A 24,356-nucleotide genomic window follows, 5' to 3' on the forward strand; every position below is an offset into this window, starting at 1 on the left:
TATCCCCGATTCGCTCAACGGTAAGGGAGCCGTTAGCGTGCCCCTGTGTCGATCGAATGGGTCAACCTGGTCATCGACGACCTGCGCGCCTGGGGGCGCGCGCGGGACGTCTCGGTGGACGCCGACGAGGTCCGCCTGCTCTGTGACTACGCCAGCGACTACCTGAACGTCAACGAACTCGGCGACTTCACCCCCGCCACCTTCGACGAGTTGCTGCTCTCGCTCTACCCCCGCAAGGTCATCGCGCCCCCGGAGAGCGCCACCGAGACGGTGGCCGCGGCGCACACGCTGGTCGACTATCTGCAGGACTCCGGCACGGTCGCCCTGGGCACGGCCTCGCGGATGCGCGACAGGCTCGCCGACATCGCGACCAGGATGCCCGAGGCGCTGGCCGACACCGCCAACTTCGGCATGGCCAAGAGCCTGTTCAGCTCGATCGGGCCGGAGTCGCTGGAGCAGTCGATCGCGATCCCCTCCGGCGAGGTGCCCGATCTGGAGGACGCGCCCTGCGACTGCCCCGGCTGCACGCCGCGCCCCGCCGTGCGGCTGGCCGCGCCGCAGGAGCTGGTCGCGGGGCTGGGGGACGTGCCCCTCCTGGCCGAGCTGGACCGTGGCGGCCTGCCGTTCCTCAGCGAGCTGCGGCTGCTCGGCGGCGGTGAGCCACTGCGCCGGTGGGCGGCGATCGTCGCGCATCTGGTGGACCGTGACACCGGCGGCCAGGTCACCGGCTCGGCCGAGGTGGACGACGAGCTCTACGACCTGTTCGACATGCTCTACCGCCTCCAGGTGCCGGTGCCGATCGGGGTGATCGGCGACTACCTGGCCCAGCTCGTGGACGACGGCGGCATCGACGTGGAGGACGTGCTCGACCGGCTGGCCTGGTGCGGCCTGGTCCGGGTCACCGGCGACACGGCCGGCCTGACCCCGGTGGCCGTCTGGGCGCTGCGCGAGCACTACCTCGCGCTCGGCCTCGACGCGCCCCAGGCCGCCGACCTGGCCGAGACCGACGCGCGCGGGCTCATCGAAGGGCTGCTCGACGGTGTCCCGACCGAGCTGGCCGAGGACGACATCAGCCGCTGGCTCGCCGTCAGGACCGCCGGGGAGGCCGCAGCGGAGCTGCTGGCCGCGGCCTCGGGCGCGCCCGCCGTCGCGCGCGGCATCGCCGTCACCATCGTCGACCGGCTGGGCGCCGAGGCCGAGCCCGAGGTGCGGGCCTGCCTGGACGACGAGGAGCTGCGCCCGCACGCCATTCACTGGCTCGCCGCCAGAGGCCTGTCCGCCCCGCCGCTCAGCGAGAAGGAGCTGATGTGGGTCAGCGTCGACATGCTCGCGCTGGCGATGCCGGCGGCCGAGGACGACCCCGACGTGTTCGCCGAGAACATGTCCGCCTCCGGCCCGCCCGCCCATCTGATCGAGGAGATGTGGCGGGTGGACCACCCCGACCTCGTCGAGGTCCTGGAGCTGCTCGGACGCTCGCTGCCCGACGGCACGGCGGCCAAGGCGGCCCGCAAGGCGGCCTTCAAAGCACGCTCCCGAGGCATCCGATGAGTACGCCTCTGTGACGGCTGTGCAGTAAGTTTCGTAGGTGGCAAACAATGTCTTCGACCTCGCCGAGCTGCGCAAGCTGATCGATGAGCAGGCCGTCGTGCCTCCCCGGCCTGAGGAGACCCCGGTCGAGCAGGAGGCGCTCACCTTCCCGCCCGTCGCCCTCGCCGAGGACGCCGAGCTGGCCCGGACGATCCCCGCGGTGCCGCTGGTCGCCGACGCCGTCCGGCTCGCCGCCTGGACCGGCACCCGCCAGGTGACCGCCGAGGGAATGCTCCCGGAGGCCGCCGCGCGAGCCGCGGTGAGCGAGCTCGGCCTGGACGCCTCGCGGCTGCGCCTGCTGTGGATCGTGGCCGTCAACACCGGCATGCTCCAGATCCTCCGCGGCCAGGCCACCAAAGGACCGCTGCCCGCCCGGCTCACGGTCGAGGCCACCCTGGAGTTCTGGGACGGCGTGGTCATGGATGTGCTCGACCGCGCCGACGAGGGGCTGACCGGCTCGGTCGTGGTCGACGGGCACCTGGCCGAGATGCTCGCGACGATCTATTCCGTACGGTCCGGCGTCGCGATCGCCAACCTGGCCCGGGGCATCCTGCAGTCCCACGAGGTGGCCTGCGCTCCCGGGCAGGTGGAGATGCGCAGACTCGCCGCGGCACTGCCCGCCGAGCTGCTGGAGGCGCTGGCGCTGCTGGCCTACTGCGGCCTGGTCGAGCAGACCGCCGCCGGCCGCACCGCGCTCACCCCGCTCGGCGTCTGGGCCATCAGGCGGGACCTGCTGCGCGAGGGCCACGACGCGCCCACCACCGCCGAGGTCGAGGTCTTCGCCGATTTGTCCGCGACCGAGCTCGTCGAGGCCCTGGTGAAAGGCTCCGCCACGCAGAGCGCGGTCGCCGGATGGCTGGAGCGCCGTCCGCCGGAAGAGGCCGCCAGGGACCTGATCGCCATCGCCGCCGACGGCACGGCGGGCCGGCGCGGCGCCGTGGGCGCGATCCTGGAGGAGCTCGGCCCAGAGGCCGAGGTGCCCGTGCGCGAGGCGCTGGACCGGCCGCTCATGCGCCGCTACGCCGCCTCCTGGCTGCACATCCGCGACCTCGAGGCCCCCACGCTCAGCCCGCGGGACCACACCTGGATCGCCGTCGACTCGCTCGCGGCGCTGATGCACCTGTCGGGGCACGCCGCGGGCCGGCTCGACACTCCCGAGCCCGGCGAGGAGCTCATCAAGCTCATCGCCGAGATGCCGGCGGTCGGCCACCCCGACACGATCGCCGTGCTCGACATGATCGCCGGCGCCCACGACGACCAGGCCGTCGTGAAGGCCGCCCGCAAAGCGGCGATGAAGGTTCGCTCCCTTGCGCACACTAAACTGGATTGATCCACCTACGAACGGAGTGACCCCCTTGGCGATCCAGGCGATCCGACTGTTCGGAGACCCGGTGCTGCGCACCCCGGCGGCTCCGGTGGTCGACTTCGACAAGGAGCTCCGCAAGCTGGTCAAAGACCTCACCGACACGATGATGGACGCCCCCGGCGCCGGCCTGGCGGCCCCGCAGATCGGGGTCGGCCTGCGCGTGTTCACCTACTACGTCGACGACCAGCTCGGCCATCTCATCAACCCCGATCTCGACCTGTCCGAGGAGCTCGACGAAGAGGGCGAGGAGGGCTGCCTGTCGTTCCCCGGGCTGTCGTTCCCGACCCCGCGCGCCATCCGCGCCGTCGCCAAGGGCCTCAACGTGCACGGCGAGCCGGTCACGCTGGAGGGCACCGACCTGATGGCGCGCTGCTTCCAGCATGAGACCGACCATCTCGACGGCATCCTGTTCATCGACCGGATGGACATCAAGCAGCGCAAGCTCGCGATGAAGGCCATCCGGGAGGCCGAGTGGAGCGGCATGGACGCTCCCCAGGTCAGGTTCTCCCCGCACAGCACCGGCGGAAAGGCACTGTGAGATGCGCCTGGTCTTCGCGGGCACGCCCGAGACGGCACTGCCGTCGCTCCGCACCCTGATCGACTCGCCGCGCCACGAGGTCGTCGCGGTCGTCACCCGGCCCGACGCCCAGTCCGGCCGGGGGCGCAAGGTGCACCCCTCACCGGTGGCGGAGCTGGCCGAGGAGACGGGCATCGAGGTGCTCCGCCCGGCCAAGGCCGGTGATCCGGCGTTCCTGGAGCGGCTGCGCGCTCTGGAGCCCGACTGCTGCCCCGTCGTCGCCTACGGCGCGCTGCTGCCCCAGTCGGCGCTCGACGTGCCCCGCCACGGGTGGATCAACCTGCACTTCTCGATCCTGCCCGCCTGGCGCGGCGCCGCCCCCGTGCAGCACGCCGTCCTGCACGGGGACGAGATCACCGGCGCCAGCACGTTCCAGATCGTCAAGGAGCTCGACGCGGGGCCCGTCTACGGCGTGGTCACCGAGGAGGTCCGGTCCGGCGACACCAGCGGCTCGCTCCTCGACCGGCTGTCGATCTCCGGCGCCGGGCTCCTCGCCGCCACGCTCGACGGCGTCGAGGACGGCACCCTGCAGGCCCGGCCGCAGCCGGCCGACGGGGTGAGCCTCGCACCCAAGATCAACGTCACGGACGCCCGCGTCGACTGGAGCAGTCCCGCCATGCGCGTCGACCGGCTCATCCGCGCGTGCACGCCCACTCCGGGCGCCTGGAGTGAGTTCCGGGGGCAACGGGTGAAGCTCGGGCCGGTGCGGATCGCGGCCTCGCCGCAGCGGCTCGCCCCCGGCGAGATCGCCGCGGGCAAGCACGGCGTGCTGGTCGGCACCGCCACCGAGCCGGTGGAGCTGGGCGAGGTCCAGCCGCAGGGCAAGCGGTTGATGAACGCCGTCGAGTGGGCCCGGGGCATGCGCGCCGGGAGCGAAGAGAAGTTCACGTGAGCGGCGCCGCGGATCGAGCCGAAGCTCACGGAAGCGGGCGCGGGGCAGAGATGTGCCCGTGCACGTAGAGCAAGCCGAAGCGTAGAAAGTCGGAGGTAATGAAGGCACGGGGGGATCGGACGTCGTCCGGAGGCGGGGGCGCGAGTCGTCCGGGAAGGCCGCGCCGGCCCGCGCGCGACCAGCCGCGGAACGCGGCCTTCGACGTCATGCGCGCCGTCGACGAGCGTGACGCCTACGCCAACCTGCTCATGCCTCGCCTCCTGCGTGAGCGCGGCATCAAGGGGCGGGACGCGGCGCTCGCGACGGAGCTGGCCTACGGGACGCTGCGCGGGCTCGGCACCTATGACGCGATCATCGAGATGTGCAGCGACCGCGCGCCCGATCCCGCCGTGCGCGACGCGCTGCGGCTGGGCGCCCATCAGCTGCTCCAGATGCGCGTCCCGCCGCACGCGGCGGTCGGCACCACCGTGGATCTGGTACGGCTGCGCATCGGGGCGGGAGCGGCCAAGTTCGTCAACGCCGTCCTGCGCAAGATCGCTTCCAGGACGATCGACGAGTGGCTGCCGATCGTGGCGCCCGACGCCGCCCACGACCCCGCGGGGCATCTGGCGGTGACGCACAGCCATCCCCGGTGGATCGTCAGCGCCTTCCGTGACGCGCTCGGTGGCGCCGCCGGTGAGACGGCCGACCTGCTGGCGGCGGACAACGAGCGGCCCCTGGTGACGCTGGTGGCGCGGCCGGGGCGCAGCTCGGTCGAGGAGCTCGCGGAGAGCGGCGCGGAGCCGGGCCGCTACTCGCCGTACGCCGCCTATCTGCAGGAGGGGGACCCGGGGCAGATCCGGGCCATCGCCGAGACGCGCGCCGCCGTGCAGGACGAGGCCAGCCAGCTCGTGGCGCTCGCGCTGACCAGGGTGCCGCTCGTGCCGCTCGACGGGCAGGACGAGCTCTGGCTGGACCTGTGCGCGGGGCCGGGCGGCAAGGCGGGGCTGCTGGACGCCATCGCCGCCTACGGCGACCTCGAAGGGCTCGCCGGGTCCGGGACGCCGGACGACGTCGAGGCGCGGGCCGGGCAGCGGCGCGAGGCGGGCCCTGAGGCGTTCCCGGGTGGCGCCCGGCTGCTGGCCGGCGATGTCCAGTATCACCGGGCGCGGCTGGTCTGGCAGACCACCAGAGAGGCCGCCGTGATCGCCGCCGACGGCACGGAGCCCGCGTGGCGGCCGGGGGTGTTCGACCGGGTGATGCTCGACGCGCCCTGCACCGGGCTGGGGGCGCTGCGCCGGCGGCCCGAGGCGCGTTGGCGGCGGGATCCGTCGAGCATCGCGGAGCTGGGCAGGCTGCAGCGCCGGCTGCTCGACGGGGCGCTCGACGCCGTGCGTCCCGGTGGGGTGGTCGCGTACGTCACCTGTTCGCCGCATCTGGCCGAGACTCGGGTCGTGGTGGGTGATGTGGCCGGGCGCAGGGACGATGTGGAGCAGCTCGACGCGCGTCGCTATCTGCCCGAGGTGGACGGGCTGGGGGAGGGGCCGTACGTTCAGTTCTGGCCGCACCGGCACGGCACCGACGCGATGTTCCTGGCGCTGCTGCGCAAGCGTGACGGCGCCGCGTAGGCGCCGTCCGACAGCGCAGGGGGCCGTCAGGCGATGATCGCCGCCGTCAGGGCGAGGGCCGAGCCGGCGAACACCACGGTGTGCCGGATGTTCTGCAGTGTGGGCAGCACCCACCGGGGGAAGCCGCTCTCGGCGGCCTTGAGCAGAGCTGTCACATCGATGCGCTGGAGCGTCGGGTCGCCCTTGCGGGCGAAGGCCGACTCGACCGACCGCACGGCGGTCAGCTGGCTGTAGAGGATGAGCGCGTTGCCGAGCAGCACGATGGGCTGGAAGATCCAGGTCAGGACCTGACCCCACGGCTCGCCGAGCAGATTGAGCGCGGCCAGGATCGTCATGACGACCGCGACCGTGACGGGGGCCGCCGTCTCGTGGCCGCCGGCGTCGAAGCTCAGCTTGTTCTCCGCCAGGACGGTGACGGGCACGCCCTGGCGGGTGAGCTCCGCCTCCGCGTTCCGCTTCGCGTCGCTTCCGTAGCGGTGGCGCACCAGCGGGATGCTGACGAAGGCCAGGGCGATGAGCACTTGCAGGACTGCGGCCAGAACGAGCATGGGGTTCTCCTCGGTGTGGGTCGGTCTCCAAGAACTTGCACTTTGTTCAAGTGGACCGTACGCCTTGACTTGAACATTGTGCAAGTAGCGACTTGAACTTTGTGCAACACAGCCACGGGTGCCCTATCGTGGGGGCATGCCGCGCGACACGCTGACCCGCGACCAGATCGTCCAGACCGCCATCGAGCTGCTGGACGCGGACGGGCTGGAAGGTCTCAACATGCGCAGCCTGGGCAAACGGCTCGACTCCGCGGCGACGGCCGTCTACTGGCACGTCAAGAGCAAGGACAACCTCGTCGTGCTCGCCGGTGACCAGGTGTGGGACGAGATCGAGCTGCCCGATCCCGCCGCGGTCGGCTGGCGGGCCGCGGCCACGTCGATGGCCACCGACCTGTACGCGATGCTGACCAGGCATCCCTGGCTGGTGCAGGCGCTGGCCTCCCATCTGTTCCACGGTCCTGCCAAGGCCCGCCACGACGACCACAGCCTCGCGGTCTATGAGACGGCCGGATTCGCCGGTGCGGAGGCGGACCAGGCGGCGGCGACCGTCTTCATGTTCGTGCTCGGCAACGCCCTGGGGGAGTCGGCCACGGCCGCGTTGACCAGGCGGCTGAGCCGGGACGGCGGCGACGCGGAGGGGGTGATCCGCGACACCATGGCGCGGGCGACCGAGGTCGCGATGCGGTTCCCCCGGCTGCGCGCCAGGATCGAGGCGGCACCAGTCGCGGACTACGGGGCGGCGCCCGACAACAGCTTCGCGTTCGGTCTGCGCGCCATCCTCGACGGCCTCGAAGCCCGGCTCGCCGCCCGCCGGGTGGGTCGGGACGCGCGCTGAGCGCTCCCTGCGCGCAGGCGGGTCCGGTGTGGAGAGGGTGAGGTCGTTCACTAGACTCGGGGCATCATGGCCGTACAGATCTCGCCCAGCATCCTGTCCGCCGACTTCGCCCGGCTCGCCGACGAGGTCGCCGCGGTGCCCAACGCCGACTGGCTGCACGTGGATGTCATGGACAACCACTTCGTGCCCAACCTGACCCTGGGGCTGCCCATCGTCGAGGCGCTGCTCAAGGCGGCCGCGCTGCCGATCGACTGCCACCTCATGATCACCGACCCCGACCGCTGGGCCCCCGCCTACGCCGAGGTGGGCGCGGGCAGCGTGACCATCCACGCCGAGGCGTCCTCCGCGCCGGTGCGCACGCTGCGCGAGATCCGCTCGCTCGGCGCCAGGGCCGGGCTCGCACTCAACCCGGCGACCGCCGTGGAGCCGTACGACGATCTGATCGGTGAGATCGACATGCTGCTGCTGATGACGGTGGAGCCGGGGTTCGGCGGGCAGAAGTTCCTGGACATGGTGCTGCCCAAGATCCGCCGGGCCCGCGGGCTCATCGAACGGCACGGCGGCGAGGTGTGGCTGCAGGTGGACGGCGGCGTGTCCGCCGACACCATCGAGCGCTGCGCGGAGGCGGGCGCCGACGTGTTCGTGGCGGGCAGCGCGGTCTACGGCGCGGACGACCGCGAGGCGGCCGTCGCTTCGTTGCGCTCACTGGCCGAGGGCGCGGCCTGAGCCGACACCACGGGGCCGTCGGCTCTGCACGGCTCACGCCTGACTCCGGCGAACCGTGACATAGAGCCCCGCATTCCTGGGTAACCATCTACTTATGGAGGACCTTGGGCTGTTCGGCCCCGACTCTGTCACGTGGCGGGTGATGGGGGAGCCGATCCTGCTGGTCGGTGGGTTCCGGGCGCTGCTCATGCAGGGCCTGCACCCGCGCACGATGCGCGGCGTCCTGCAGAACTCCGCCCTCATGGACCCCGCCGAGGCCTGGTCCCGATTCCTGCGGACCACCGAGTTCGTCCGGGTGCGTACGTACGGCACGCGGCCTGAGGTGGAGAAGGCGGGACGCCGGGTCCGCAGGATCCACGCCAAGCTGACCGGGCTCGACCCCGACACCGGCGAGCGCTACCGGCTGGACGATCCCGACGGCCTGCGCTGGGTGCACGTGGGCGAGGTGGACTCCTACCTGTCGGTGGCCCGCAGGGCGGGCGTCCGGCTCAGTGACGACGACGCGGACACGTTCGTCGGCGAGTGGCGGCGGGCCGCCGAGGTGGTGGGCCTGGACCCGGCCGACGTGCCCGGCACGGTCGCCGAGATGCGCGACTACATCGAGGGAGAGCGTCCCGGGCTCGGGTTCGTGCCGGAGGCGGCTCATCCGCTGCTGCTGTCGCTCAAGGCGCCGCTGCCGCTCATGCTCACCCCGCTCAAGCCGGCGCTCCCCGCCGTCACCCTGCTGGCCTTCGCCACGCTGCCGCGCTGGGCCAGAAGGATGTACGGCCTGCCCGCCACACCGGTCGGGGACCTGTGGGCGACGGCCACGCTGCGCGCCCTGCACACCGGCCTCCACTTCGTTCCCGCGGGCGTGCGCTACGCCCCGGACGCCCGCCGGGCCCGGCGGCTCATGGCGGCCTGAGCGGCTGGTCTTATCGGACGCTTGGTTGATAAAGTGAGGGCGGTCGCATGCGTTTGCATGCGCATGGCACACTGTGAGAACGAAAGAGCTAGCGTGCTCCGGGGTCGGTGAAAGTCCGAACCGGCGGTGACAGTCCGCGACCCGGCCGATGCCATCGGCCGGTTGACTCGGTGAAATTCCGGGACCGACGGTTAAAGTCCGGATGGGAGGAAGCGCGCGGGTGTCCGGCATCAAGCCGGGCGCCACTGTGATGCGTTCGCGCACCACATCCCCCCGGGGCCCGCCGTGGCTGAGAGCTACAGGCGTAGGAGGCCCGGGGTGCAGGACACCGCGCACATGGCGCGCGCCATCGAACTGGCCGCGCGCGGACACGGCGGCACCAGCCCCAATCCGGTCGTCGGCTGCGTGCTGCTCGACGCCGGTGGCGAGGTCGTGGGCGAGGGCTTCCACGCCTACGCGGGCGGCCCGCACGCCGAGATCGTCGCCCTGCGCGAAGCCGGCGAGCGTGCCCGCGGCGGGACCGCGTACGTGACCCTGGAGCCCTGCGACCACACCGGCAGGACCGGCCCCTGCAGCCGGGCGCTGCTCGACGCGGGCGTCACCCGGGTGGTGATCGCGGTGCCCGACCCCACGCCCAAGGCGGCCGGGGGAGCCGCGCGGCTGCGCGCGGGCGGCGTGACCGTGACGTCCGGACCGCTCGCCGAGCAGGCCGAGCGGGTCAACGCCGAATGGCTCACCTACGCCCGCCTCGGCCGGCCGCACGTCACCTGGAAGCTCGCCGCCACCATCGACGGCAGGTCCGCCGCCGCCGACGGCACCAGCCGGTGGATCACTTCCGCCGAGGCCAGGGCCGACGTCCACCGCCTGCGCGCCCGCTGCGACGCCATCGTGGCCGGGATCGGCACCGTGCTGGCCGACGACCCCCACCTGACCGCCCGCCCCGCGCCGGCCGACGACCCTAGCCTGACCGCCGGCCCCGTGCCGGCCGACGATCCCCGCCCGACCGTCCGCCCCGCCCGGCCGCTCCGGGTGGTGGTCGACACCGATGCCAGGATCCCGCCGTACGCCAAGGTCCTGGACGGCGCGGCCCCCACGCTGGTCGCCATCGCCGAGGACGCCACCGCCACCGGCCTGGACGCCGACCATGTGCGGCTGCCCCGCCACGACGGCGGCGGCCTGGACCTGCACGCCCTGCTCAAGGAGCTGGCCGCGCGCGAGGTCGTCAGCGTGTTCCTGGAGGGAGGCCCCACGCTCGCGGGCGCCTTCGTCCGGGACGGGCTCGTCGACCGCGTCATCGCCTACGTCGCGCCCGCCCTCCTCGGCGCCGGGCCCGCCGCGCTGGGCGAGGCCGGGGTACGCGGCATCGGCCAGGCGCACCGACTGATCTTCGACGAGGTTTCCCTCATCGGGCCGGATGTGCGGCTCACCGCACGGCCCGTGCCCCCACCACACAGCAGGGAGAAATGATGTTCACCGGAATCATCGAGGAGAAGGGCGAGGTCGTGGCCGTCGAGCCGGCCGGCGACTCGGCCAGGCTGTCCGTGCGCGGCCCGATCGTCACCTCGGACGCGCGGCACGGCGACTCGATCGCCGTCAACGGCGTCTGCCTCACGGTCGTGGAGGTGCACGGCGACGTGTTCACCGTCGACGTGATCAAGGAGTCGCTCGACCGCAGCTCACTCGGCGCCCTGACCGAGGGCTCCGCCGTCAACCTGGAACGTGCCGTACGGGCGGACCAGCGCCTCGGCGGCCACATCGTTCAGGGCCACGTGGACGGCACCGCCGTGCTGCTGTCCAGGGAACCCGGCGACAACTGGGACAACCTGCGCTTCTCCCTGCCGGCGGAGCTGAGCCGTTACGTGGCCGGCAAGGGTTCGATCGCCATCGACGGAATCAGCCTCACCGTGACGACTGTTGACGATGGCAGCTTCGGCGTGAGCCTCATCCCCACCACGCTGAAACTGACCACCATGGGCGAGCGCCAGGTGGACGACCTGGTGAACATCGAGGTCGACGTGATCGCGAAGTATGTGGAAAGGCTGGTGGTCGGGCAGTGAACTGGGCCAACGCCGGATTCGAGGTGTTCGGCACACACGTGCTCTGGACGGACCTGGTCGGCAACATCGCCGCCCTGGCCACGGTCCTGTTCGCCATGCGCAAGTCGATGTGGACCTGGCCGGTGCAGTTCACGGCCTCGGTGCTGCTGTTCATCGCCTCGGTCAACGCCGGCATCACCGGCAACGCGCTCAAGCAGGTGCTCTTCGCGGGCCTGGCCATCTACGGCTTCTGGGCCTGGCGTCGCGGCACGCAGGGTGGCAAGGAGCTCGCCGTCAGGCCCGCCACCGGGCGGGAGCGGCTGCTGCTGGTCTCGGTCATGCTCGTCGGAACGGTCCTGGTCGGGCTGTTCTTCTACGCCACCGGCCTGTCGTGGGGGGCGCACGAGCCGCTGCCCAAGGGCGCGTTCCTGGTGGCCGCCGACGCCTACATCTTCGTCGGCAGCGCCGTCGCCACCTGGGCGCAGGGCAAGGCACTGGTCGACTTCTGGATCGTCTGGGTGGCCGTCGACCTCGTCGGGGTGCCGCTCGCGTTCAGCTCCGGGCTGGTCGTCTCCGGCGCCGTCTACGGGTTGTTCTTCGTGCTCGTCCTGGTCGGGTTCGTCAAATGGCTGCGCGAATACCAGGGCGCGGCCGGTCAGGGGCACGTGGCGGTGGCATCGTGAGCGACATCATCCTCGACCCGATCGAGCGGGCCATCGACGACATCCGCGCGGGCAAGGCCGTCGTGGTCGTCGACGACGAGAACCGGGAGAACGAGGGCGACATCATCTTCGCCGCCTCCAAGGCCACGCCCGAGCTGCTGGCGTTCACGATCAGGCACACCAGCGGCGTGATCTGCGTGCCGATGGAGGGCCCGGAGCTGGACCGGCTCGGCCTGCCCCTGATGGTCTTCCACAACAAGGAGCGGCTGCGGACCGCGTACACGATCAGTGTGGACGCCCGCGACGGCGTCACCACCGGCATCTCCGCCGCGGACCGCGCGCGGACCATCCGCGCGCTGACCGACTCCGCCACCGAGCCGAACGAGCTCGTCCGGCCCGGCCACATCTTCCCGCTGCGCTACCACGTCGGCGGCGTGCTGGCCCGGCGCGGCCACACCGAGGCGGCGGTGGACCTGGCCAGGCTCGCCGGCCTGACCCCCGCCGGCGTGCTCGCCGAGGTCGTCAACGACGACGGCACCATGGCCAGGCTCCCGGAGCTGCGCGCCTTCGCCGACGAGCACGACCTGGCGCTCGTCTCCATCGAGCAGCTCGTCGACCACCGGCGCAGGACCGAGAGCATGGTCACCAGGGTCGCCGAGACCATCCTGCCCAACGTGCACGGCATGTGGCGGGCGTACGGCTACGCCAGCGCGCTCGACGGCGGCGAGCACCTCGCGCTCGTCTACGGCGACCTCGACAACGGCGAGAACGTGCTGGTCCGCGCCCACTCCGAGTGCCTGACCGGCGACGTGTTCGGCTCGCTGCGCTGCGACTGCGGCGTGCAACTCGAGCACGCCATGTCGGTCATCGCCGAGGAGGGCCGCGGCGTGATCGTCTACCTGCGCGGGCACGAGGGCCGGGGCATCGGCCTGCTCGCCAAGCTGCGGGCGTACGGCCTGCAGGACGGCGGCATCGACACCGTCGACGCCAACGTCGAGCTGGGGCTGCCGATCGACGCCCGGGAGTTCTCCAACGCCGGGCAGATCCTCGCCGACCTCGGCGTCAAGTCGGTGCGGCTGCTCACCAACAACCCGGCCAAGCTCAAGGGCATGGACGGCTACGGCATCAAGGTCCTCGGCCGCGAGCCCATGCCGGTCGCCATGAACCCCTACAACGAGCGCTACCTGGAGGCCAAGCGCGACCGCCTCGGCCACGACATCTCGGAGGCATCATGAGCGGCGAGGGACGACCGGGCGCGGTCGCGCCGGACGCGAAGGGGCTGACGGTCGGCGTGGTGGCGGCCAGCTGGCACGCCGACATCACCGACCAGCTCGTGGCACGGGCGGTCCAGGCGTGTGACGACGCGGGCGCCACCGCCACCGTCGTCCGGGTGCCCGGCTCACTGGAGATCCCGGTGGTCGCGCAGGCGCTGGCCCGCCGCTGCGACGCGGTGGTGGCGCTCGGCGCGGTCATCCGCGGTGACACGGCCCACTTCGACTATGTCTGCGACTCGGTCACGGCCGGGCTGACCCGGATCTCGCTCGACGAGCGGACCCCCGTCGGCAACGGCGTGCTCACCTGCGAGACGCTCGACCAGGCGATCGAGCGCTCCGGGGTGCCGGGAAGCAAGGAGGACAAGGGGTACGAGTCGGCGATCGCCGCACTGGAGACCGCCATCCTCCTGCGGACCCTCCACTGACCTGCGGTAAATTTCGGTCCGTGCCTGAGCCCGTTCAGCCTCCGCCCCTGCCCGTCGTCTGGCGCCCCCGCCGGGGGCGGATCGTCGCCTACGGATTCGCCGTGCTGATCGTGCTCGGGTCGGTGGTGATGGCCATCCTCATCGCCGCCCCCTTCAAGCTCGCCGACCGGCTGGCGATCGTGGGCTTCGGCTGCGCGGTGGCGTACGTCCTCCACCTGCTCGGCCGGGTCCGGGTGGAGGCCGACGACGAGGGCATCACGGTCGTCAACGCCGTACGCACCTACCACTACACCTGGCCCGAGGTGATCGACGTCACCCTGCTCGTCGGAGATCCGTGGCCCAAGATCGACTTTTCCGACGGGCGCACGATCGGCGCCATGGGCATCCAGGGATCGGAGAAGGCCCTGGCCGGCCGCGCCACGGCCGAGCTGTCGGCACTGATCCGTGACCGCGGCGAGGCTCGCGACCAGTGACCGAAGGTCAGTCGGCGAAGATCTCCTCGACGCTGGAGGCGGTGGCGGCCTTCTTCGTCCAGCCCAGCAGCTTGCCGGTGTCGGCGCAGGATTCGATGTGAATGAGGCCCCGCTCGTCGTCGAAAGTGGCCAGAGTGGTGGCCACCGCGACGACCGTTTCGACGTCGTGGGGTCGGGTGATCGCGCTGAGGGTGGCGATCTCTGGCGAGGCCAGGACATCCTGTGCTTCCCGCAGGATGGGAAGCTCGTTGGGGCCGACGACCACGGGGCAGATGATCAGCGAGCTTTCAGTCGATCACGAAACGTTCACGGCCATCGGGGCCCTTCACCGAGATGACCGAGTCGGCCCGGTATTCGGTGGGGAGGCGTTCGTTCAGGTCGACCGATTCCAAACAGGCGTCGTGGTAGTCGTCGGCATGTCCGCGCAGACCCCAGGCGAGCAGTTCCAGTGCGAAGCCGGGGCGGCGGGAGATCATCTCGAGGGGCATCTCGTGCAGCAGGCTCGGGGGCATGACCCCTCCTTTGGGTTTGAGTGATCGTCACGTTACTATGAGTGACAGACGGGTGAGGCCTGATGGTGCGTTGCCTGGAAGCGTGTGGCGGCGGACAATCAGGGCAATGGACATCGAGTCGCCGGACAAGCTCATCGAGTTGCTCGACCGGCATGCCTATCTGGCTGACGAAGGACTGGCCACGGCCGCGTTCCTGGCGCTGCGGATGCGGCGGCCGCTGTTTCTCGAAGGGGAGGCGGGGGTCGGTAAGACCGAGCTGGCCAAGACGCTGGCCGCGATGCTCGGGGCGCCGCTGATCCGGTTGCAGTGCTATGAGGGGCTCGACGCCGCCCAGGCGCTCTACGACTGGGACTTCGCCCGGCAGCTGCTGCACCTGAAGGCGGCCGAGGCGGCGGGGGTCGCCGACCTCGCCCGGCTCGAAGGGGAGATCTACGGGCGCCGGTTCCTGATCGCGCGGCCGCTGCTGAAGGCCTTGGAGACGCAGCCGAGCGTGCTGCTCGTGGACGAGATCGACCGGGCCGACGACGAGTTCGAGGCGTTCCTGCTGGAGGTGCTGTCCGACTTCAGCATCTCCATCCCCGAGCTGGGGACGATCAAGGCCGCCACACCGCCGGTGGTCGTGGTGACGTCCAACCGGACGCGGGAGGTGCACGACGCGCTCAAGCGGCGCTGCCTCTACCACTGGCTGGAGCACCCGGGCTTCGACCGGGAGGTGGCGATCCTGCTGCGCCGCCTGCCCGAGTGCACCGAGACGCTGGCCGCGCAGGTGGCCCGGGCGGCCGAGCGGCTGCGCCAGGCCGATCTGGTGAAGCCGCCCGGCGTGGCCGAGACGCTCGACTGGACCGAGGCGCTGCTCACGCTCGGCGCCAAGGAGCTGGACCCGGATCTGGCGGCGGCCTGCCTGGGCGCCGCGCTGAAGTACCGCGAGGACGTCGAGCGCGTCCTGGCCGGTGGGCTGCTGCACCGTGGATGAGCTGGCCGCCACCGTCACCGGGTTCGTCAGGACGCTGCGGGCCGCAGGGGTGGCCGCCGACCATGCCAGGGCGCAGAACCTCCTGCTGGCGCTCGACCACCTCGATGTGACCGTGCCGGACGAGGTCTACTGGGCCGGCCGGCTGACCCTCTGCGCGGGCCCCGACGACCTGCCCCGCTACGACCGGTGCTTCGCCGCCTACTTCAGCGGTGCGAAGGCGGCGCTGCGCCGTACCGCGACGACGTCCGTGACCCGGCACACCGTCGCAGCCGCGGACGGCGAGCGGCACGAGGAGGGGGAGGTGGCGCCCGCCACCGCCAGCCGGACCGAGGTCCTGCGCCATCGGGACGTGGCCCGGCTGACCGAGGCCGAGCGGGCCGAGGTGCACCGGATGCTGTCGATGCTCAGCGGCGGCCGCGCCACCAGGCGGTCACGACGCCACCGGCGCGCGCACCGGGGGCCGCTGGACCCGTCGCGCACCGTCCGCGAGGCGCTCAGGAAGGGCGAGGTGGCCAGGCTGCTGCACCGCCGGCACACCACCAGGCCGCGCCGGGTGGTGCTGTTCGTGGACGTCAGCGGCTCGATGGCGGCGTACGCCGAGACGTTGCTGCGTTTCGCGCACGCCCTGGTCAGGAGCGAGCCGCGGGCCACCGAGGTCTACTCGATCGGCACCAGGCTCACCTCGATCACCGGCGAGTTGCGCCACCGCGACCCCGGCACCGCGCTCACCGAGGTCTCGCGGGCGATCCCGGACTGGAGCGGCGGCACCAGGCTGGGGGAGGAGCTCAGGGAGTTCCTCGTCCGGCACAGCGCGCGCGGGGCGATCGTGGTGATCGCCTCCGACGGCTGGGAACGCGGGGACCCGGAGCTGCTCGGCACCCAACTGGCCAGACTGGCCAGGCAGGCGCACCGGGTGATCTGGGCCAACCCGCACAAGGGTTACGAGGACTACCAGCCGCTCACCGGCGGCATGCGGGCCGCACTGCCGCATCTCGACGATCTGGTCGCCGGGCACAGCCTGGCCGCCTATGAGGAACTCAGCGAAAGGCTCGCACATGCGTGACGTACTGCCAGAGATCATGCGCTGGTGGAGGGCGGGGGTGCCGTTCGGGCTCGCGACGGTGGTGAGCACGTTCAGCAGCGCGCCCCGTCAGCCGGGCGCGGCCATGGCGGTGCACGGCGACGAGGTGGTCGGCAGCGTGTCCGGCGGGTGCGTGGAGGGCGCGGTGTTCGAGCTCGCCACCGCGATCGACACGCCCGTCCTGCAGAGGTACGGGGTCAGCGACGACGACGCGTTCGCCGTCGGGCTCACCTGCGGCGGCATCATCGACATCTTCGTGGCGCCGATCTCCCAGGAGACCTTCCCCGAGCTGAGGGAGATCGCGGCGTCGGTGGACTCGCGAGAGCCGGTCGCCGTCGCCACCGTGCTGTCCGGGCCCGGCCGGGTGGGCGCCCGCCGGGTCATCTGGCCCGACCGGGCCTCCGGCACGCTCGGCCCGCAGCGGCTGGACGACGCCGTGGACGACGACGTGCGCGGCATGCTGGCCCAGGGCCTGACCGGCATCCGGCGCTACGGCGCGGAGGGCGAGCGGCGGCTGGACGACCTGTCGGTGTTCGTGCAGTCCCTCGCGCCGCCGCCCCGGATGCTGGTGTTCGGCGCGATCGACTTCGCCGCCGCCGTGGCCAGGGTGGGCAAGTTCCTCGGCTACTACGTCACCGTCTGCGACGCCCGGCCCGTCTTCGCCACCCGCAAGCGCTTCCCCGAGGCCGACGAGGTGGTGGTGAAGTGGCCGCACGACTATTTGGCCACGCAGGAGGTGGACGAGCGTACGGTGATCTGCGTGCTGACCCATGACCCGAAGTTCGACGTGCCGCTGCTGGAGGTGGCGCTGCGTACCGACGCCGGCTATGTGGGCGCGATGGGCTCGCGCCGCACCCACGAGGACCGGCTGGCGCGGCTGCGCGAGGCGGGGCTGACGGAGGAGGAGCTGGCCCGGCTGCACTCGCCCATCGGCCTCGACCTCGGCGCCCGCACCCCGGAGGAGACGGCCGTGGCGATCGCCGCCGAGCTGATCCAGATCCGCTGGGGCGGCTCGGGACGGCCGCTGACCGACACCGAGGGCCGCATCCATCACGAGGCGCCATGAGACGCTCACGGGTCGCCGGACTGCTGCTCGCGGCCGGCCAGGGCGCCCGGCTCGGCAGGCCCAAGGCGCTGCTGGAGCACCAGGGGGAGCGGCTGGTCGATCGCGGCGTGCGACTGCTGGAGGAGGGCGGCTGCCATCCCGTGGTGGTCGTGCTGGGCGCCGCCACGCCGCAGGTGCGCCGCGCGGTGACCGTACAGAATCCTGACTGGGCGTCCGGGATGGGGTCGTCCCTGCGAGTCGGCCTGGCGGCGGTGCCCGCCGAGGCGGAGGCGGTGGTGATCGCGCTGGTGGACCAGCCGTTCGTGCGGCCGGAGGGGGTCCGCGCGCTGATCGACTCCGGCGCCGAGGTGGCGGTCGCGACCTACGACGGCAGGCGCAGGAACCCGGTGCTCATCGATCGCCGCCACTTCGCCGAGGTGGCGGCTCTGGCGCGCGGCGACGTGGGGGCGCGGCCGTTCCTCGCCTCCCGTCCTGAGCTGGTCACCGAGGTGGCGTGCCCCGGCGACCCGACCGACATCGACACGCTGGAGGACCTCCGCCTGCTAGAAGCGGAGTGAGGCGACGGCGGCCCGGTGGTCGCTGCCCGTCGCCGGAGCCACTCCCGCCTCGGTCGCCGTCATCCCGCGGAACAGGATGTGGTCGGGCCTGGTGATGGGGAACTCGGCCGGCCAGGTGAAGCCGAACCCGTCGCCGGCCGCCGCCTGCGCGTCGGTCAGCGGCGGCGTCAGCCCGCGCATGCCGCGGTCGGTGGTGGCGGTGTTGAGGTCGCCGAGCAGCAGGACACGCTCGCTGGTGTCCGCGTCGATGAGCTTGCGCGCCTGGGCCAGCGAGGTGTCCCGGGAGTCGGTGTGCCCGGGGCGCGCCGAGGCCAGGTGCATCACGTAGACGGTCACCTCGCCCTTCGGCGTGGTCACCACCGCCCGCAGCGCCCGCACCCAGCCCATGCCGACGTCCAGCGGCTTGCGCTTGGAGATCGGATAGCGGCTCCACAGCCCGACCGTGCTGACGGCGTAGCGGTGCTTGAACGTCCGGTTGAGCTGCTTGGCCGCCGGGCCGCCGGGGGTGAGCTCCTGGGCGGCCAGCAGGTCCAGGTCGTCGGCGATGGCCCGCACCGCCTCGCCGGAGGCGTTGTTGCGCACGCCCACGTTCACGGTGCCGACCGCCAGGTCGCTGGGCCCGCCGGGCGGCGACTGGACCAGCGTGGAGCCGAACATCACCGCCCACACCACCCCCGGCACCAGCGCGGCGGCCGTGGCCACCGCCGAACGGGCCAGGGCGGCGGCGACCAGCAGGAGCGGAACGATCCAGCCGAGCCACGGCAGCACGCTCTCCACGATCGCGGTGAAGCCCCCCAGGACCGGGATGAGCCGGTGGCCCGCCAGCACCACGGCCACCACGGCGGACACCACGACGACGATCCCTCTCAGCACGTGACCAAGCTAGTGGCTCACTGGCCGAACAGCCGACACGCTAACCTTTCTGGCATCGCAACGGAACAACATTCGGTTCAGCGGGAGTCCAGTATGCGCATCGGTATGACACTCAACTACGCGGGCGGATTCAAGGAGACGGTCACCGAACTGGCCGACTACGAGAAGGCCGGCCTGGACATCGTGTTCGTGGCCGAGGCGTACAGCTTCGACGCCGTCAGCCAGATGGGCTACATCGCGGCCAGGACCGAGCGCCTGCAGATCGCCTCCGGCATCCTGCCGATCTACTCGCGCACGCCGACCCTGCTGGCGATGACCGCCGCCGGCCTGGACTACGTCTCCGACGGGCGGTTCACGCTGGGTCTGGGCGCATCGGGCCCGCAGGTGATCGAGGGCTTCCACGGCGTTCCGTACACCGCGCCGCTGGGCCGTACCAGAGAGGTCATCGAGATCTGCCGGCAGGTATGGCGGCGCGAGCGCGTGCAGTACGAGGGCAAGCACTACACGCTGCCGCTGCCCCAGGGGCAGGGCACCGGCCTCGGCAAGCCGCTCAAACTGATCAACCACCCGGTACGGTCCCGCATCCCGATCGTGGTCGCGGCCATCGGCCCCAAGAACGTCGAGCAGACCGCGGAGCTGGCCGAAGGCTGGGAGCCGATCTTCTACATGCCGGAGAAGGCCGCCGACGTGTGGGGGGCGTCGCTGGCCGCGGGCAAGGCCAGGCGGGACCCGGAGCTGGGCGAGCTGGACGTGATCGCGCAGGCCGGCCTGGCGATCGGTGACGACGTGCGCGGGCTGCTGGAGTTCGGCAGGCCGATGGCGGCGCTCTACATCGGCGGCATGGGCGCCAAGGGCAAGAACTTCTACAACGACCTGGCCAGGCGCTACGGCTATGAGAAGGAGGCCGAGCGGATCCAGGAGCTCTACCTCGACGGGAAGAAGGAGGAGGCGGCGGCGCTCGTGCCGACCGAGCTGCTGGAGTCGATGGCGCTGATCGGCAGCGAGGGGTTCGTGCGCGACCGGGTGGCGGCGCTGAAGGAGTCGGGCGTCACCACGCTCAACGTGAGCCCGCTCGGCACGACGCACGAGGAGCGGGTGCGGCTGATCGAGACCATCAGGGAGATCGCCGGCTGACCGCGGGAATGTTCGGCCGCGTGCCTTGGTTATCTCACCTGTGACCGGTGCGACCAGTGTCCCAGGGCCTCACCTATCGCCTTCGCGGAATACCGTCCGGCTGGAGCCGCGTTGTGCCTTTCGCCGTTAGGCGACCTGCGCACCGGCACGCACACGTCGAAACGCCCGCTCTCCTCCGGGAGGGCGGGCGTTTCGGCGTTCCGGTGCCCCGGTCTCAGGGGCGGTGCGAGGGCCGGTGGCTCTATGGTGGGTCGAAACCTGATGATTGTTTACGTATTGGCGGAGATATGTCCGACGAGACCCCGTCACTGGTGGCCGGCCGGTATCGGCTCGATGAGCTCATCGGCAGCTCGCCGATGGGAGAAGTCTGGCGAGGGTACGACACCCGCGCCGACTGGACCGTGGCCGTGCGCGTGCTGGGCGCCAAGGCGGTAGGGGGCGGCACCCGGCAGATCCTGCGGCAGCACGCCCAGGCCGTCGCCCGGGTGATCCATCCGAACGTGGCCATGGTGCTCGACGTCGGTGAGGACGAGGGCTCCCCGTTCCTGGTGATGGAGTTTCTCACCGGGCCCAGCCTGGCCGAGGAGCTGGCCGCGCGCGGGCCGATGAAGATCGTCGAGGTGTGCGATCTGGTCGGGCAGGCCGCGGCGGGCCTGGACGCGGCGCACCGGGCCGGGGTGGTGCACGGGCAGCTGAAGCCCGGCAGCCTCCGGCTGGCCGGCAGCGGCGTGCTGAAGGTCGCCGGATTCGGGCTGGCCGAGCAGGAGCCCGCACCGGACGATCGCCGCTACCGGGCCCCCGAGCAGCTCGACGGGCGTGGCGGACAGGCGCCGGCCGATCTCTACGCGCTCGGCGTGATCATGTACGAGCTGCTCACCGGGCAGCCGCCCGCCGGGCAGGGCCCGCGCTCGGTCCGTCCCGACGTGCCCGAGGAGCTGGACCGTCTGGTCATCGCCCTGCTGGCCGAGGACCCCGCCCAGCGGCCCGGCAGCGGGGAGTCGCTGCGGCGGACGCTGGCCGGCATCGCCAGGCCGCGGGCCAAGGTGGTGGGCGGTCCCGCCCCCGCGTTCCAGGAGCCCGCGCCACGCGCCGGGGACACCGCGGTCTTCGCCGCGGCCGAGCTCCAGCCGCCGCCCGCCCGGGACACCTCCAACAGGCGGCTGTTCATCCAGTTCGGGGCGGCGCTGGCGGCGATCGTGGCCGTCACCGTCGCGATGGTGGTGTGGGGCGGGTCGGGGCAGCCGGAGGAACCCGTCGCCGACTCCACCCCGCTCGCGTCGAGCACGCCCAGCGAGACCCCCGCCGAACCGACGCCGACCCCGACCCCGACCCCCACGCTGACGCCGGAACCGTCGTTCTCGCCCCTGCCGACCGCCGAGCCCACCGGCCTCCGGGAGACGGGCGAGGTCAATCGCAAGGGCGTCGTGGGCGTCGGCCAGCCGCCGCCGGGCGGGTGGGGTGGATGGATGCGCAATCTCGACGAGACCATCAGGCATCAGATGACCTTGAACGGGATCGATCCGCGCGTGGCGCGCAAGGCGCAGGACAAGATCAGGAAGGCCGAGCGGAAGTTCGCCGAGGGCAAGGAAGAGGCGGGACGCGACCAGCTCAGGAGCATCACGCGCGACCTGATCAGGGCGCAGGACAGGAGACAGGTGGCCGAGGAGGGCCCGCTGGCCGAGTGGCTGCGCGAATGGCCGCTCAACTAGAAGATCACACTTCGGACGTGGCGTGGGTCGCACATAGTGACAGGGTTGGCGATACACGTACATTGGCGAAATGACGGTCAATTACCAGGAACGGCGGGCGCGCCTCGCGGCCATGCTGCCCGCGTACGAGGTCGACGCGATGCTGGTCACCTCGGGCGTCAACGTGCGCTATCTCACCGGGCTGGCCAGCTCCAACGCCGCCGTCCTGGTCGGGGCGGACGGGTCGGCGCTGCTCGTGACCGACAACCGCTACATCGACAAGACGCGCGGGCTGGACGTCGAGGCCGTGGAGGCGTCCGACGTGGCGAGCCGGCTGGCCGTGCCCGGCGTCGGCATCGAGGCGGCGAGCATGAGCGTGGCCACCTTCAACCGGCTGGGCGGGGGGCTGGTGCCGCTGGAGCCCCTGGTGGAGCGGCTCAGGATGGTGAAGGACGACGACGAGCTGGAGCTGGTCCGCACGGCCTGCGCGATCACTGACCAGGCATTCGCCGATATTTCGCGAAATATCCGGCCAGGTGTCACGGAGCGGGACCTCGCCCGCCTCCTCGACGCCCGGATGATCGAGCTCGGCGCCGACAAGCCCGGCTTCGAGACCATCGTCGCCGCCGGCGAGAACGGCGCCATCCCGCACCACGCCCCCACCGACAGGGAGCTGCGCTCCGGCGATCTGGTCACCATGGACTTCGGCGCCCTCTACCAGGGCTATCACGCCGACATGACGCGCACCGTCTGCCTGGGCCGGCCCGCGGACTGGCAGCGGGAGATCTACGACCTGGTCGCCGAGGCGCAGCGGGCGGGCTGCCAGGCGGTCCTGCCGGGCGTACCGGCCCAGCAGGTGGACCTGGCCTCGCGCTCCATCATCATGGCGGCCGGTCACGGCGACCGTTTCCGGCACGGGCTCGGCCACGGAGTGGGCCTGGAGATCCACGAGGACCCGTTCCTGGGCCCGTCCCGTACAGGTAGACTTGAGGACCGAGTTCCGATCACCGTCGAGCCGGGGGTCTATCTTCCGGGCCGGGGCGGCGTTCGCATCGAGGACACTCTCGTGACACGTGGGAGCGGGGCGGAACTTTTCACCAAGACGACCAAGGAGCTGCTCGTTCTTTGAGCGGCCACACGCGGGAGAGAACGAGTGGCGACGACCAACGACCTCAAGAACGGCATGGTGCTGAAGCTCGACGGTGGTGAGCTCTGGGCCGTCGTGGAGTTCCAGCACGTCAAGCCGGGCAAGGGCGGCGCGTTCGTGCGCACCAAGCTCAAGAACGTGCTCTCCGGCAAGGTCGTCGACAAGACCTTCAACGCCGGAGTGAAAGTCGACGTGGCCAACGTCGACAAGCGCGAGATGCAGTATTCGTACAAGGACGGCGACGACTTCGTGTTCATGGACACCGAGACCTACGACATGGTCAACGTGCCCGCCCTCACGGTCGGTGACGCCGCCAACTACATGCTCGAGAACACCCTCGCCACGATCGCCTTCAACGAGGGCTCCGCACTCTACGTGGACCTGCCCGCCGCGGTCGAGCTGACCATCGAGAACACCGAGCCCGGCCTGCAGGGCGACCGCTCCACCGGCGGCACCAAGCCCGCCACCCTGGAGACCGGCGCCGAGATCAAGGTGCCGCTCTTCATCACCCCCGGCGAGCGGGTCAAGGTCGACACCCGCAGCGGCGAATACCTCGGCCGGGCCTGAGGTGTCGGCACGCGGCAAAGCACGCAGGCGAGCGCTCGACATCCTCTTCGAAGCCGAGGCGCGCACCGAGGACCCGATCAAGATCCTCGGCGAGCGGGTGGAGCGCAAGGATCCTCCGGTGAACGAGTACACCTCGGCCATCGTCGAGGGCGTCGCCAGGCATGCCGCCCGCATCGACGAGCTGATCACCACCTACTCCGAGGGGTGGACGCTCGACCGGATGCCCGCCGTCGACCGTAATCTGCTGCGCGGCGGCACGTACGAGCTGCTGTGGATGCCCGACGTGCCCGAGGGCGTGGTCATCAGCGAGTGGGTGCACCTGGCCGCGGAGCTGTCGACGGATGAGTCGCCGCAGTTCGTCAACGGTCTGCTGGCCCGCTTCAAGCAGCTCAAGCCCAGTCTGACGCTCTGACGGCTCTGGCCGCTCTGATGGCGACGGGCGCGCGGCCCCTCACCGCGCGCGCCGGATCGCCTGCTTGAACTCGGGACATTCCACCAGCGGGTCGTGCTCGCAGACGGCTGCGTGACGCAGGCTGTCACGCAGCCGGGTGAGCTGGTCGACGCGCTCGCTGACCTCGCGCTCCTTGGCCGCCATCCGCTCGCGCAGGACCGTGTCCGACGGGCCCGCGCGCAGGAAGGCGGCGATCTCCGCCAGGGTGAAGCCGGCGTCGCGGGCGCAGGTGATCAGGGTGAGCCGGCTCAGCGTCTCCGCCTGGTAGGCGCGGCGCAGGCCGTTGCGGCCGTCGGGGGTGATGAGGCCCTTGCGCTCGTAGAAGCGCAGGGCCGAAGGCGCCAGGCCGGACCGCTGGGACACCTCGGCGATGTCGAGCAACATGTTCGCACTCC

General features: G+C 71.6%; 28 protein-coding genes and 1 riboswitch. Of the genes, 23 read left to right on the plus strand and 5 right to left on the minus strand.

The features are described from left to right. The first annotated feature begins 45 nt into the window (after positions 1-45). The 5 genes from IEY87_RS18420 (at position 46) to IEY87_RS18440 (ending at position 6,029) form a co-directional block, all read left to right on the plus strand. A complete protein-coding gene (locus IEY87_RS18420; protein ID WP_189139925.1) occupies positions 46-1,548 on the plus strand; it encodes a hypothetical protein in 1,503 nt (500 codons plus the stop codon). Positions 1,549-1,585: 37 nt separating this feature from the next. Next, entirely contained in the window at positions 1,586-2,917 is a 1,332-nt protein-coding gene (locus IEY87_RS18425; RefSeq protein ID WP_189139926.1) for a hypothetical protein, read from the plus strand. 25 nt (positions 2,918-2,942) lie between these two features. Beyond that, the gene (def, locus tag IEY87_RS18430; protein WP_189139927.1) at positions 2,943-3,491 is read left to right on the plus strand and encodes a peptide deformylase; all 549 of its coding nucleotides are present in this window, start codon (positions 2,943-2,945) and stop codon (positions 3,489-3,491) included. Between the two features lies 1 nt (position 3,492). After that, positions 3,493-4,422 (plus strand): methionyl-tRNA formyltransferase, encoded by a 930-nt coding sequence (fmt, locus tag IEY87_RS18435; protein ID WP_189139928.1) that lies wholly within the window; start codon positions 3,493-3,495, stop codon positions 4,420-4,422. 98 nt (positions 4,423-4,520) lie between these two features. After that, positions 4,521-6,029, plus strand: a complete 1,509-nt coding sequence (locus IEY87_RS18440; RefSeq protein WP_189139929.1) for an RsmB/NOP family class I SAM-dependent RNA methyltransferase — start codon at positions 4,521-4,523, stop codon at positions 6,027-6,029. Between the two features lie 26 nt (positions 6,030-6,055). Here IEY87_RS18440 and IEY87_RS18445 read toward each other — a convergent pair whose 3' ends face one another. After that, complete coding sequence (locus tag IEY87_RS18445) at positions 6,056-6,577, minus strand: hypothetical protein (RefSeq protein ID WP_189139930.1); 522 nt, start codon at positions 6,575-6,577, stop codon at positions 6,056-6,058. Positions 6,578-6,713: 136 nt separating this feature from the next. Here IEY87_RS18445 and IEY87_RS18450 point away from each other — a divergent pair, with 136 nt between their 5' ends. The 9 genes from IEY87_RS18450 to IEY87_RS18490 all read left to right on the plus strand — a co-directional run bounded on the left by IEY87_RS18450 (position 6,714) and on the right by IEY87_RS18490 (position 13,912). Further along, positions 6,714-7,412 (plus strand): TetR/AcrR family transcriptional regulator, encoded by a 699-nt coding sequence (locus tag IEY87_RS18450; protein ID WP_189139931.1) that lies wholly within the window; start codon positions 6,714-6,716, stop codon positions 7,410-7,412. Positions 7,413-7,478: 66 nt separating this feature from the next. Beyond that, positions 7,479-8,138, plus strand: coding sequence for a ribulose-phosphate 3-epimerase (gene rpe / locus IEY87_RS18455; protein ID WP_189139932.1), 660 nt, complete (start codon positions 7,479-7,481; stop codon positions 8,136-8,138). 94 nt (positions 8,139-8,232) lie between these two features. After that, complete coding sequence (locus IEY87_RS18460; RefSeq protein WP_189139933.1) at positions 8,233-9,042, plus strand: oxygenase MpaB family protein; 810 nt, start codon at positions 8,233-8,235, stop codon at positions 9,040-9,042. A gap of 89 nt (positions 9,043-9,131) precedes the next feature. Next, a riboswitch (FMN riboswitch) is annotated at positions 9,132-9,262 on the plus strand. Positions 9,263-9,360: 98 nt separating this feature from the next. Beyond that, positions 9,361-10,509 carry a bifunctional diaminohydroxyphosphoribosylaminopyrimidine deaminase/5-amino-6-(5-phosphoribosylamino)uracil reductase RibD gene (ribD, locus tag IEY87_RS18465; RefSeq protein ID WP_225277456.1) on the plus strand — a complete coding sequence of 383 codons (1,149 nt, stop codon included), beginning with the start codon at positions 9,361-9,363 and terminating at the stop codon, positions 10,507-10,509. After that, on the plus strand, positions 10,509-11,099 hold the full coding sequence (locus tag IEY87_RS18470) for a riboflavin synthase (protein ID WP_189140299.1): 591 nt from the start codon (positions 10,509-10,511) through the stop codon (positions 11,097-11,099). The genes ribD and IEY87_RS18470 overlap by 1 nt, the downstream gene beginning before the upstream one ends. Then, on the plus strand, positions 11,096-11,761 hold the full coding sequence (gene pnuC, locus IEY87_RS18475; protein ID WP_189139934.1) for a nicotinamide riboside transporter PnuC: 666 nt from the start codon (positions 11,096-11,098) through the stop codon (positions 11,759-11,761). Before IEY87_RS18470 ends, pnuC begins: the two co-directional genes overlap by 4 nt. Beyond that, the gene (locus tag IEY87_RS18480; RefSeq protein WP_308112969.1) at positions 11,758-12,975 is read left to right on the plus strand and encodes a bifunctional 3,4-dihydroxy-2-butanone-4-phosphate synthase/GTP cyclohydrolase II; all 1,218 of its coding nucleotides are present in this window, start codon (positions 11,758-11,760) and stop codon (positions 12,973-12,975) included. The genes pnuC and IEY87_RS18480 overlap by 4 nt, the downstream gene beginning before the upstream one ends. After that, complete coding sequence (ribH, locus tag IEY87_RS18485; protein ID WP_189139935.1) at positions 12,972-13,439, plus strand: 6,7-dimethyl-8-ribityllumazine synthase; 468 nt, start codon at positions 12,972-12,974, stop codon at positions 13,437-13,439. Before IEY87_RS18480 ends, ribH begins: the two co-directional genes overlap by 4 nt. A gap of 20 nt (positions 13,440-13,459) precedes the next feature. Further along, on the plus strand, positions 13,460-13,912 hold the full coding sequence (locus IEY87_RS18490) for a PH domain-containing protein (RefSeq protein ID WP_189139936.1): 453 nt from the start codon (positions 13,460-13,462) through the stop codon (positions 13,910-13,912). A 7-nt stretch (positions 13,913-13,919) separates the two neighbouring features. Here the strand turns inward: IEY87_RS18490 and IEY87_RS18495 are convergent, their stop codons facing one another. Beyond that, positions 13,920-14,177: a hypothetical protein gene (locus tag IEY87_RS18495; protein WP_189139937.1), complete on the minus strand. Its 258-nt coding sequence runs from the start codon at positions 14,175-14,177 to the stop codon at positions 13,920-13,922. Between the two features lie 22 nt (positions 14,178-14,199). Continuing rightward, positions 14,200-14,424 carry a hypothetical protein gene (locus IEY87_RS18500; protein WP_189139938.1) on the minus strand — a complete coding sequence of 75 codons (225 nt, stop codon included), beginning with the start codon at positions 14,422-14,424 and terminating at the stop codon, positions 14,200-14,202. Positions 14,425-14,530: 106 nt separating this feature from the next. Between IEY87_RS18500 and IEY87_RS18505 the strand changes: the two genes are divergently transcribed. From IEY87_RS18505 to IEY87_RS18520, 4 genes are read left to right on the plus strand one after another with little or no spacing between them, the layout of a single operon-like run. After that, positions 14,531-15,397 carry an AAA family ATPase gene (locus tag IEY87_RS18505; protein ID WP_189139939.1) on the plus strand — a complete coding sequence of 289 codons (867 nt, stop codon included), beginning with the start codon at positions 14,531-14,533 and terminating at the stop codon, positions 15,395-15,397. Next, positions 15,390-16,460, plus strand: coding sequence for a vWA domain-containing protein (locus tag IEY87_RS18510; RefSeq protein ID WP_225277457.1), 1,071 nt, complete (start codon positions 15,390-15,392; stop codon positions 16,458-16,460). The genes IEY87_RS18505 and IEY87_RS18510 overlap by 8 nt, the downstream gene beginning before the upstream one ends. Beyond that, positions 16,453-17,544 (plus strand): XdhC family protein, encoded by a 1,092-nt coding sequence (locus IEY87_RS18515; RefSeq protein WP_189139941.1) that lies wholly within the window; start codon positions 16,453-16,455, stop codon positions 17,542-17,544. Before IEY87_RS18510 ends, IEY87_RS18515 begins: the two co-directional genes overlap by 8 nt. Next, positions 17,541-18,101, plus strand: coding sequence for a nucleotidyltransferase family protein (locus IEY87_RS18520; protein ID WP_189139942.1), 561 nt, complete (start codon positions 17,541-17,543; stop codon positions 18,099-18,101). Before IEY87_RS18515 ends, IEY87_RS18520 begins: the two co-directional genes overlap by 4 nt. On the opposite strand, the gene IEY87_RS18525 is transcribed toward IEY87_RS18520, so the two are convergent. Continuing rightward, on the minus strand, positions 18,087-18,974 hold the full coding sequence (locus IEY87_RS18525; protein WP_189139943.1) for an endonuclease/exonuclease/phosphatase family protein: 888 nt from the start codon (positions 18,972-18,974) through the stop codon (positions 18,087-18,089). The two genes, IEY87_RS18520 and IEY87_RS18525, sit on opposite strands and share 15 nt — an antisense overlap. 93 nt (positions 18,975-19,067) lie before the next feature. Here IEY87_RS18525 and IEY87_RS18530 point away from each other — a divergent pair, with 93 nt between their 5' ends. The 5 genes from IEY87_RS18530 to nusB all read left to right on the plus strand — a co-directional run bounded on the left by IEY87_RS18530 (position 19,068) and on the right by nusB (position 23,922). Continuing rightward, positions 19,068-20,108: an LLM class F420-dependent oxidoreductase gene (locus IEY87_RS18530; protein WP_189139944.1), complete on the plus strand. Its 1,041-nt coding sequence runs from the start codon at positions 19,068-19,070 to the stop codon at positions 20,106-20,108. Between the two features lie 287 nt (positions 20,109-20,395). Further along, positions 20,396-21,817 carry a serine/threonine-protein kinase gene (locus tag IEY87_RS46700; protein WP_189139945.1) on the plus strand — a complete coding sequence of 474 codons (1,422 nt, stop codon included), beginning with the start codon at positions 20,396-20,398 and terminating at the stop codon, positions 21,815-21,817. Positions 21,818-21,887: 70 nt separating this feature from the next. Then, positions 21,888-22,925 (plus strand): M24 family metallopeptidase, encoded by a 1,038-nt coding sequence (locus IEY87_RS18540; protein WP_189139946.1) that lies wholly within the window; start codon positions 21,888-21,890, stop codon positions 22,923-22,925. Positions 22,926-22,949: 24 nt separating this feature from the next. Next, entirely contained in the window at positions 22,950-23,510 is a 561-nt protein-coding gene (efp, locus tag IEY87_RS18545; protein WP_189139947.1) for an elongation factor P, read from the plus strand. 1 nt (position 23,511) lies between these two features. Further along, entirely contained in the window at positions 23,512-23,922 is a 411-nt protein-coding gene (gene nusB / locus IEY87_RS18550) for a transcription antitermination factor NusB (RefSeq protein WP_189139948.1), read from the plus strand. A gap of 39 nt (positions 23,923-23,961) precedes the next feature. Here the strand turns inward: nusB and IEY87_RS18555 are convergent, their stop codons facing one another. Then, positions 23,962-24,345, minus strand: coding sequence for a MerR family transcriptional regulator (locus IEY87_RS18555; RefSeq protein ID WP_189139949.1), 384 nt, complete (start codon positions 24,343-24,345; stop codon positions 23,962-23,964). Positions 24,346-24,356 lie beyond the last annotated feature (11 nt).

It is taken from the genome of Nonomuraea glycinis, from assembly GCF_014646515.1.
Taxonomy (GTDB): Bacteria; Actinomycetota; Actinomycetes; order Streptosporangiales; family Streptosporangiaceae; genus Nonomuraea; species Nonomuraea glycinis.

Coding starts and splice junctions, on each gene's coding strand:
- IEY87_RS18530 (WP_189139944.1), top strand. CDS start 19,068: ATGCGCATCGGTATGACACTCAACTACGCGGGCGGATTCAAGGAGACG.
- fmt (WP_189139928.1), top strand. CDS start 3,493: ATGCGCCTGGTCTTCGCGGGCACGCCCGAGACGGCACTGCCGTCGCTC.
- IEY87_RS18505 (WP_189139939.1), top strand. CDS start 14,531: ATGGACATCGAGTCGCCGGACAAGCTCATCGAGTTGCTCGACCGGCAT.
- ribH (WP_189139935.1), top strand. CDS start 12,972: ATGAGCGGCGAGGGACGACCGGGCGCGGTCGCGCCGGACGCGAAGGGG.
- IEY87_RS18445 (WP_189139930.1), bottom strand. CDS start 6,577: ATGCTCGTTCTGGCCGCAGTCCTGCAAGTGCTCATCGCCCTGGCCTTC.
- IEY87_RS18450 (WP_189139931.1), top strand. CDS start 6,714: ATGCCGCGCGACACGCTGACCCGCGACCAGATCGTCCAGACCGCCATC.
- IEY87_RS18555 (WP_189139949.1), bottom strand. CDS start 24,345: ATGTTGCTCGACATCGCCGAGGTGTCCCAGCGGTCCGGCCTGGCGCCT.
- IEY87_RS18470 (WP_189140299.1), top strand. CDS start 10,509: ATGTTCACCGGAATCATCGAGGAGAAGGGCGAGGTCGTGGCCGTCGAG.
- IEY87_RS46700 (WP_189139945.1), top strand. CDS start 20,396: ATGTCCGACGAGACCCCGTCACTGGTGGCCGGCCGGTATCGGCTCGAT.
- IEY87_RS18440 (WP_189139929.1), top strand. CDS start 4,521: ATGAAGGCACGGGGGGATCGGACGTCGTCCGGAGGCGGGGGCGCGAGT.
- IEY87_RS18540 (WP_189139946.1), top strand. CDS start 21,888: ATGACGGTCAATTACCAGGAACGGCGGGCGCGCCTCGCGGCCATGCTG.
- IEY87_RS18460 (WP_189139933.1), top strand. CDS start 8,233: ATGGAGGACCTTGGGCTGTTCGGCCCCGACTCTGTCACGTGGCGGGTG.
- IEY87_RS18500 (WP_189139938.1), bottom strand. CDS start 14,424: ATGCCCCCGAGCCTGCTGCACGAGATGCCCCTCGAGATGATCTCCCGC.
- rpe (WP_189139932.1), top strand. CDS start 7,479: ATGGCCGTACAGATCTCGCCCAGCATCCTGTCCGCCGACTTCGCCCGG.
- IEY87_RS18515 (WP_189139941.1), top strand. CDS start 16,453: ATGCGTGACGTACTGCCAGAGATCATGCGCTGGTGGAGGGCGGGGGTG.
- IEY87_RS18520 (WP_189139942.1), top strand. CDS start 17,541: ATGAGACGCTCACGGGTCGCCGGACTGCTGCTCGCGGCCGGCCAGGGC.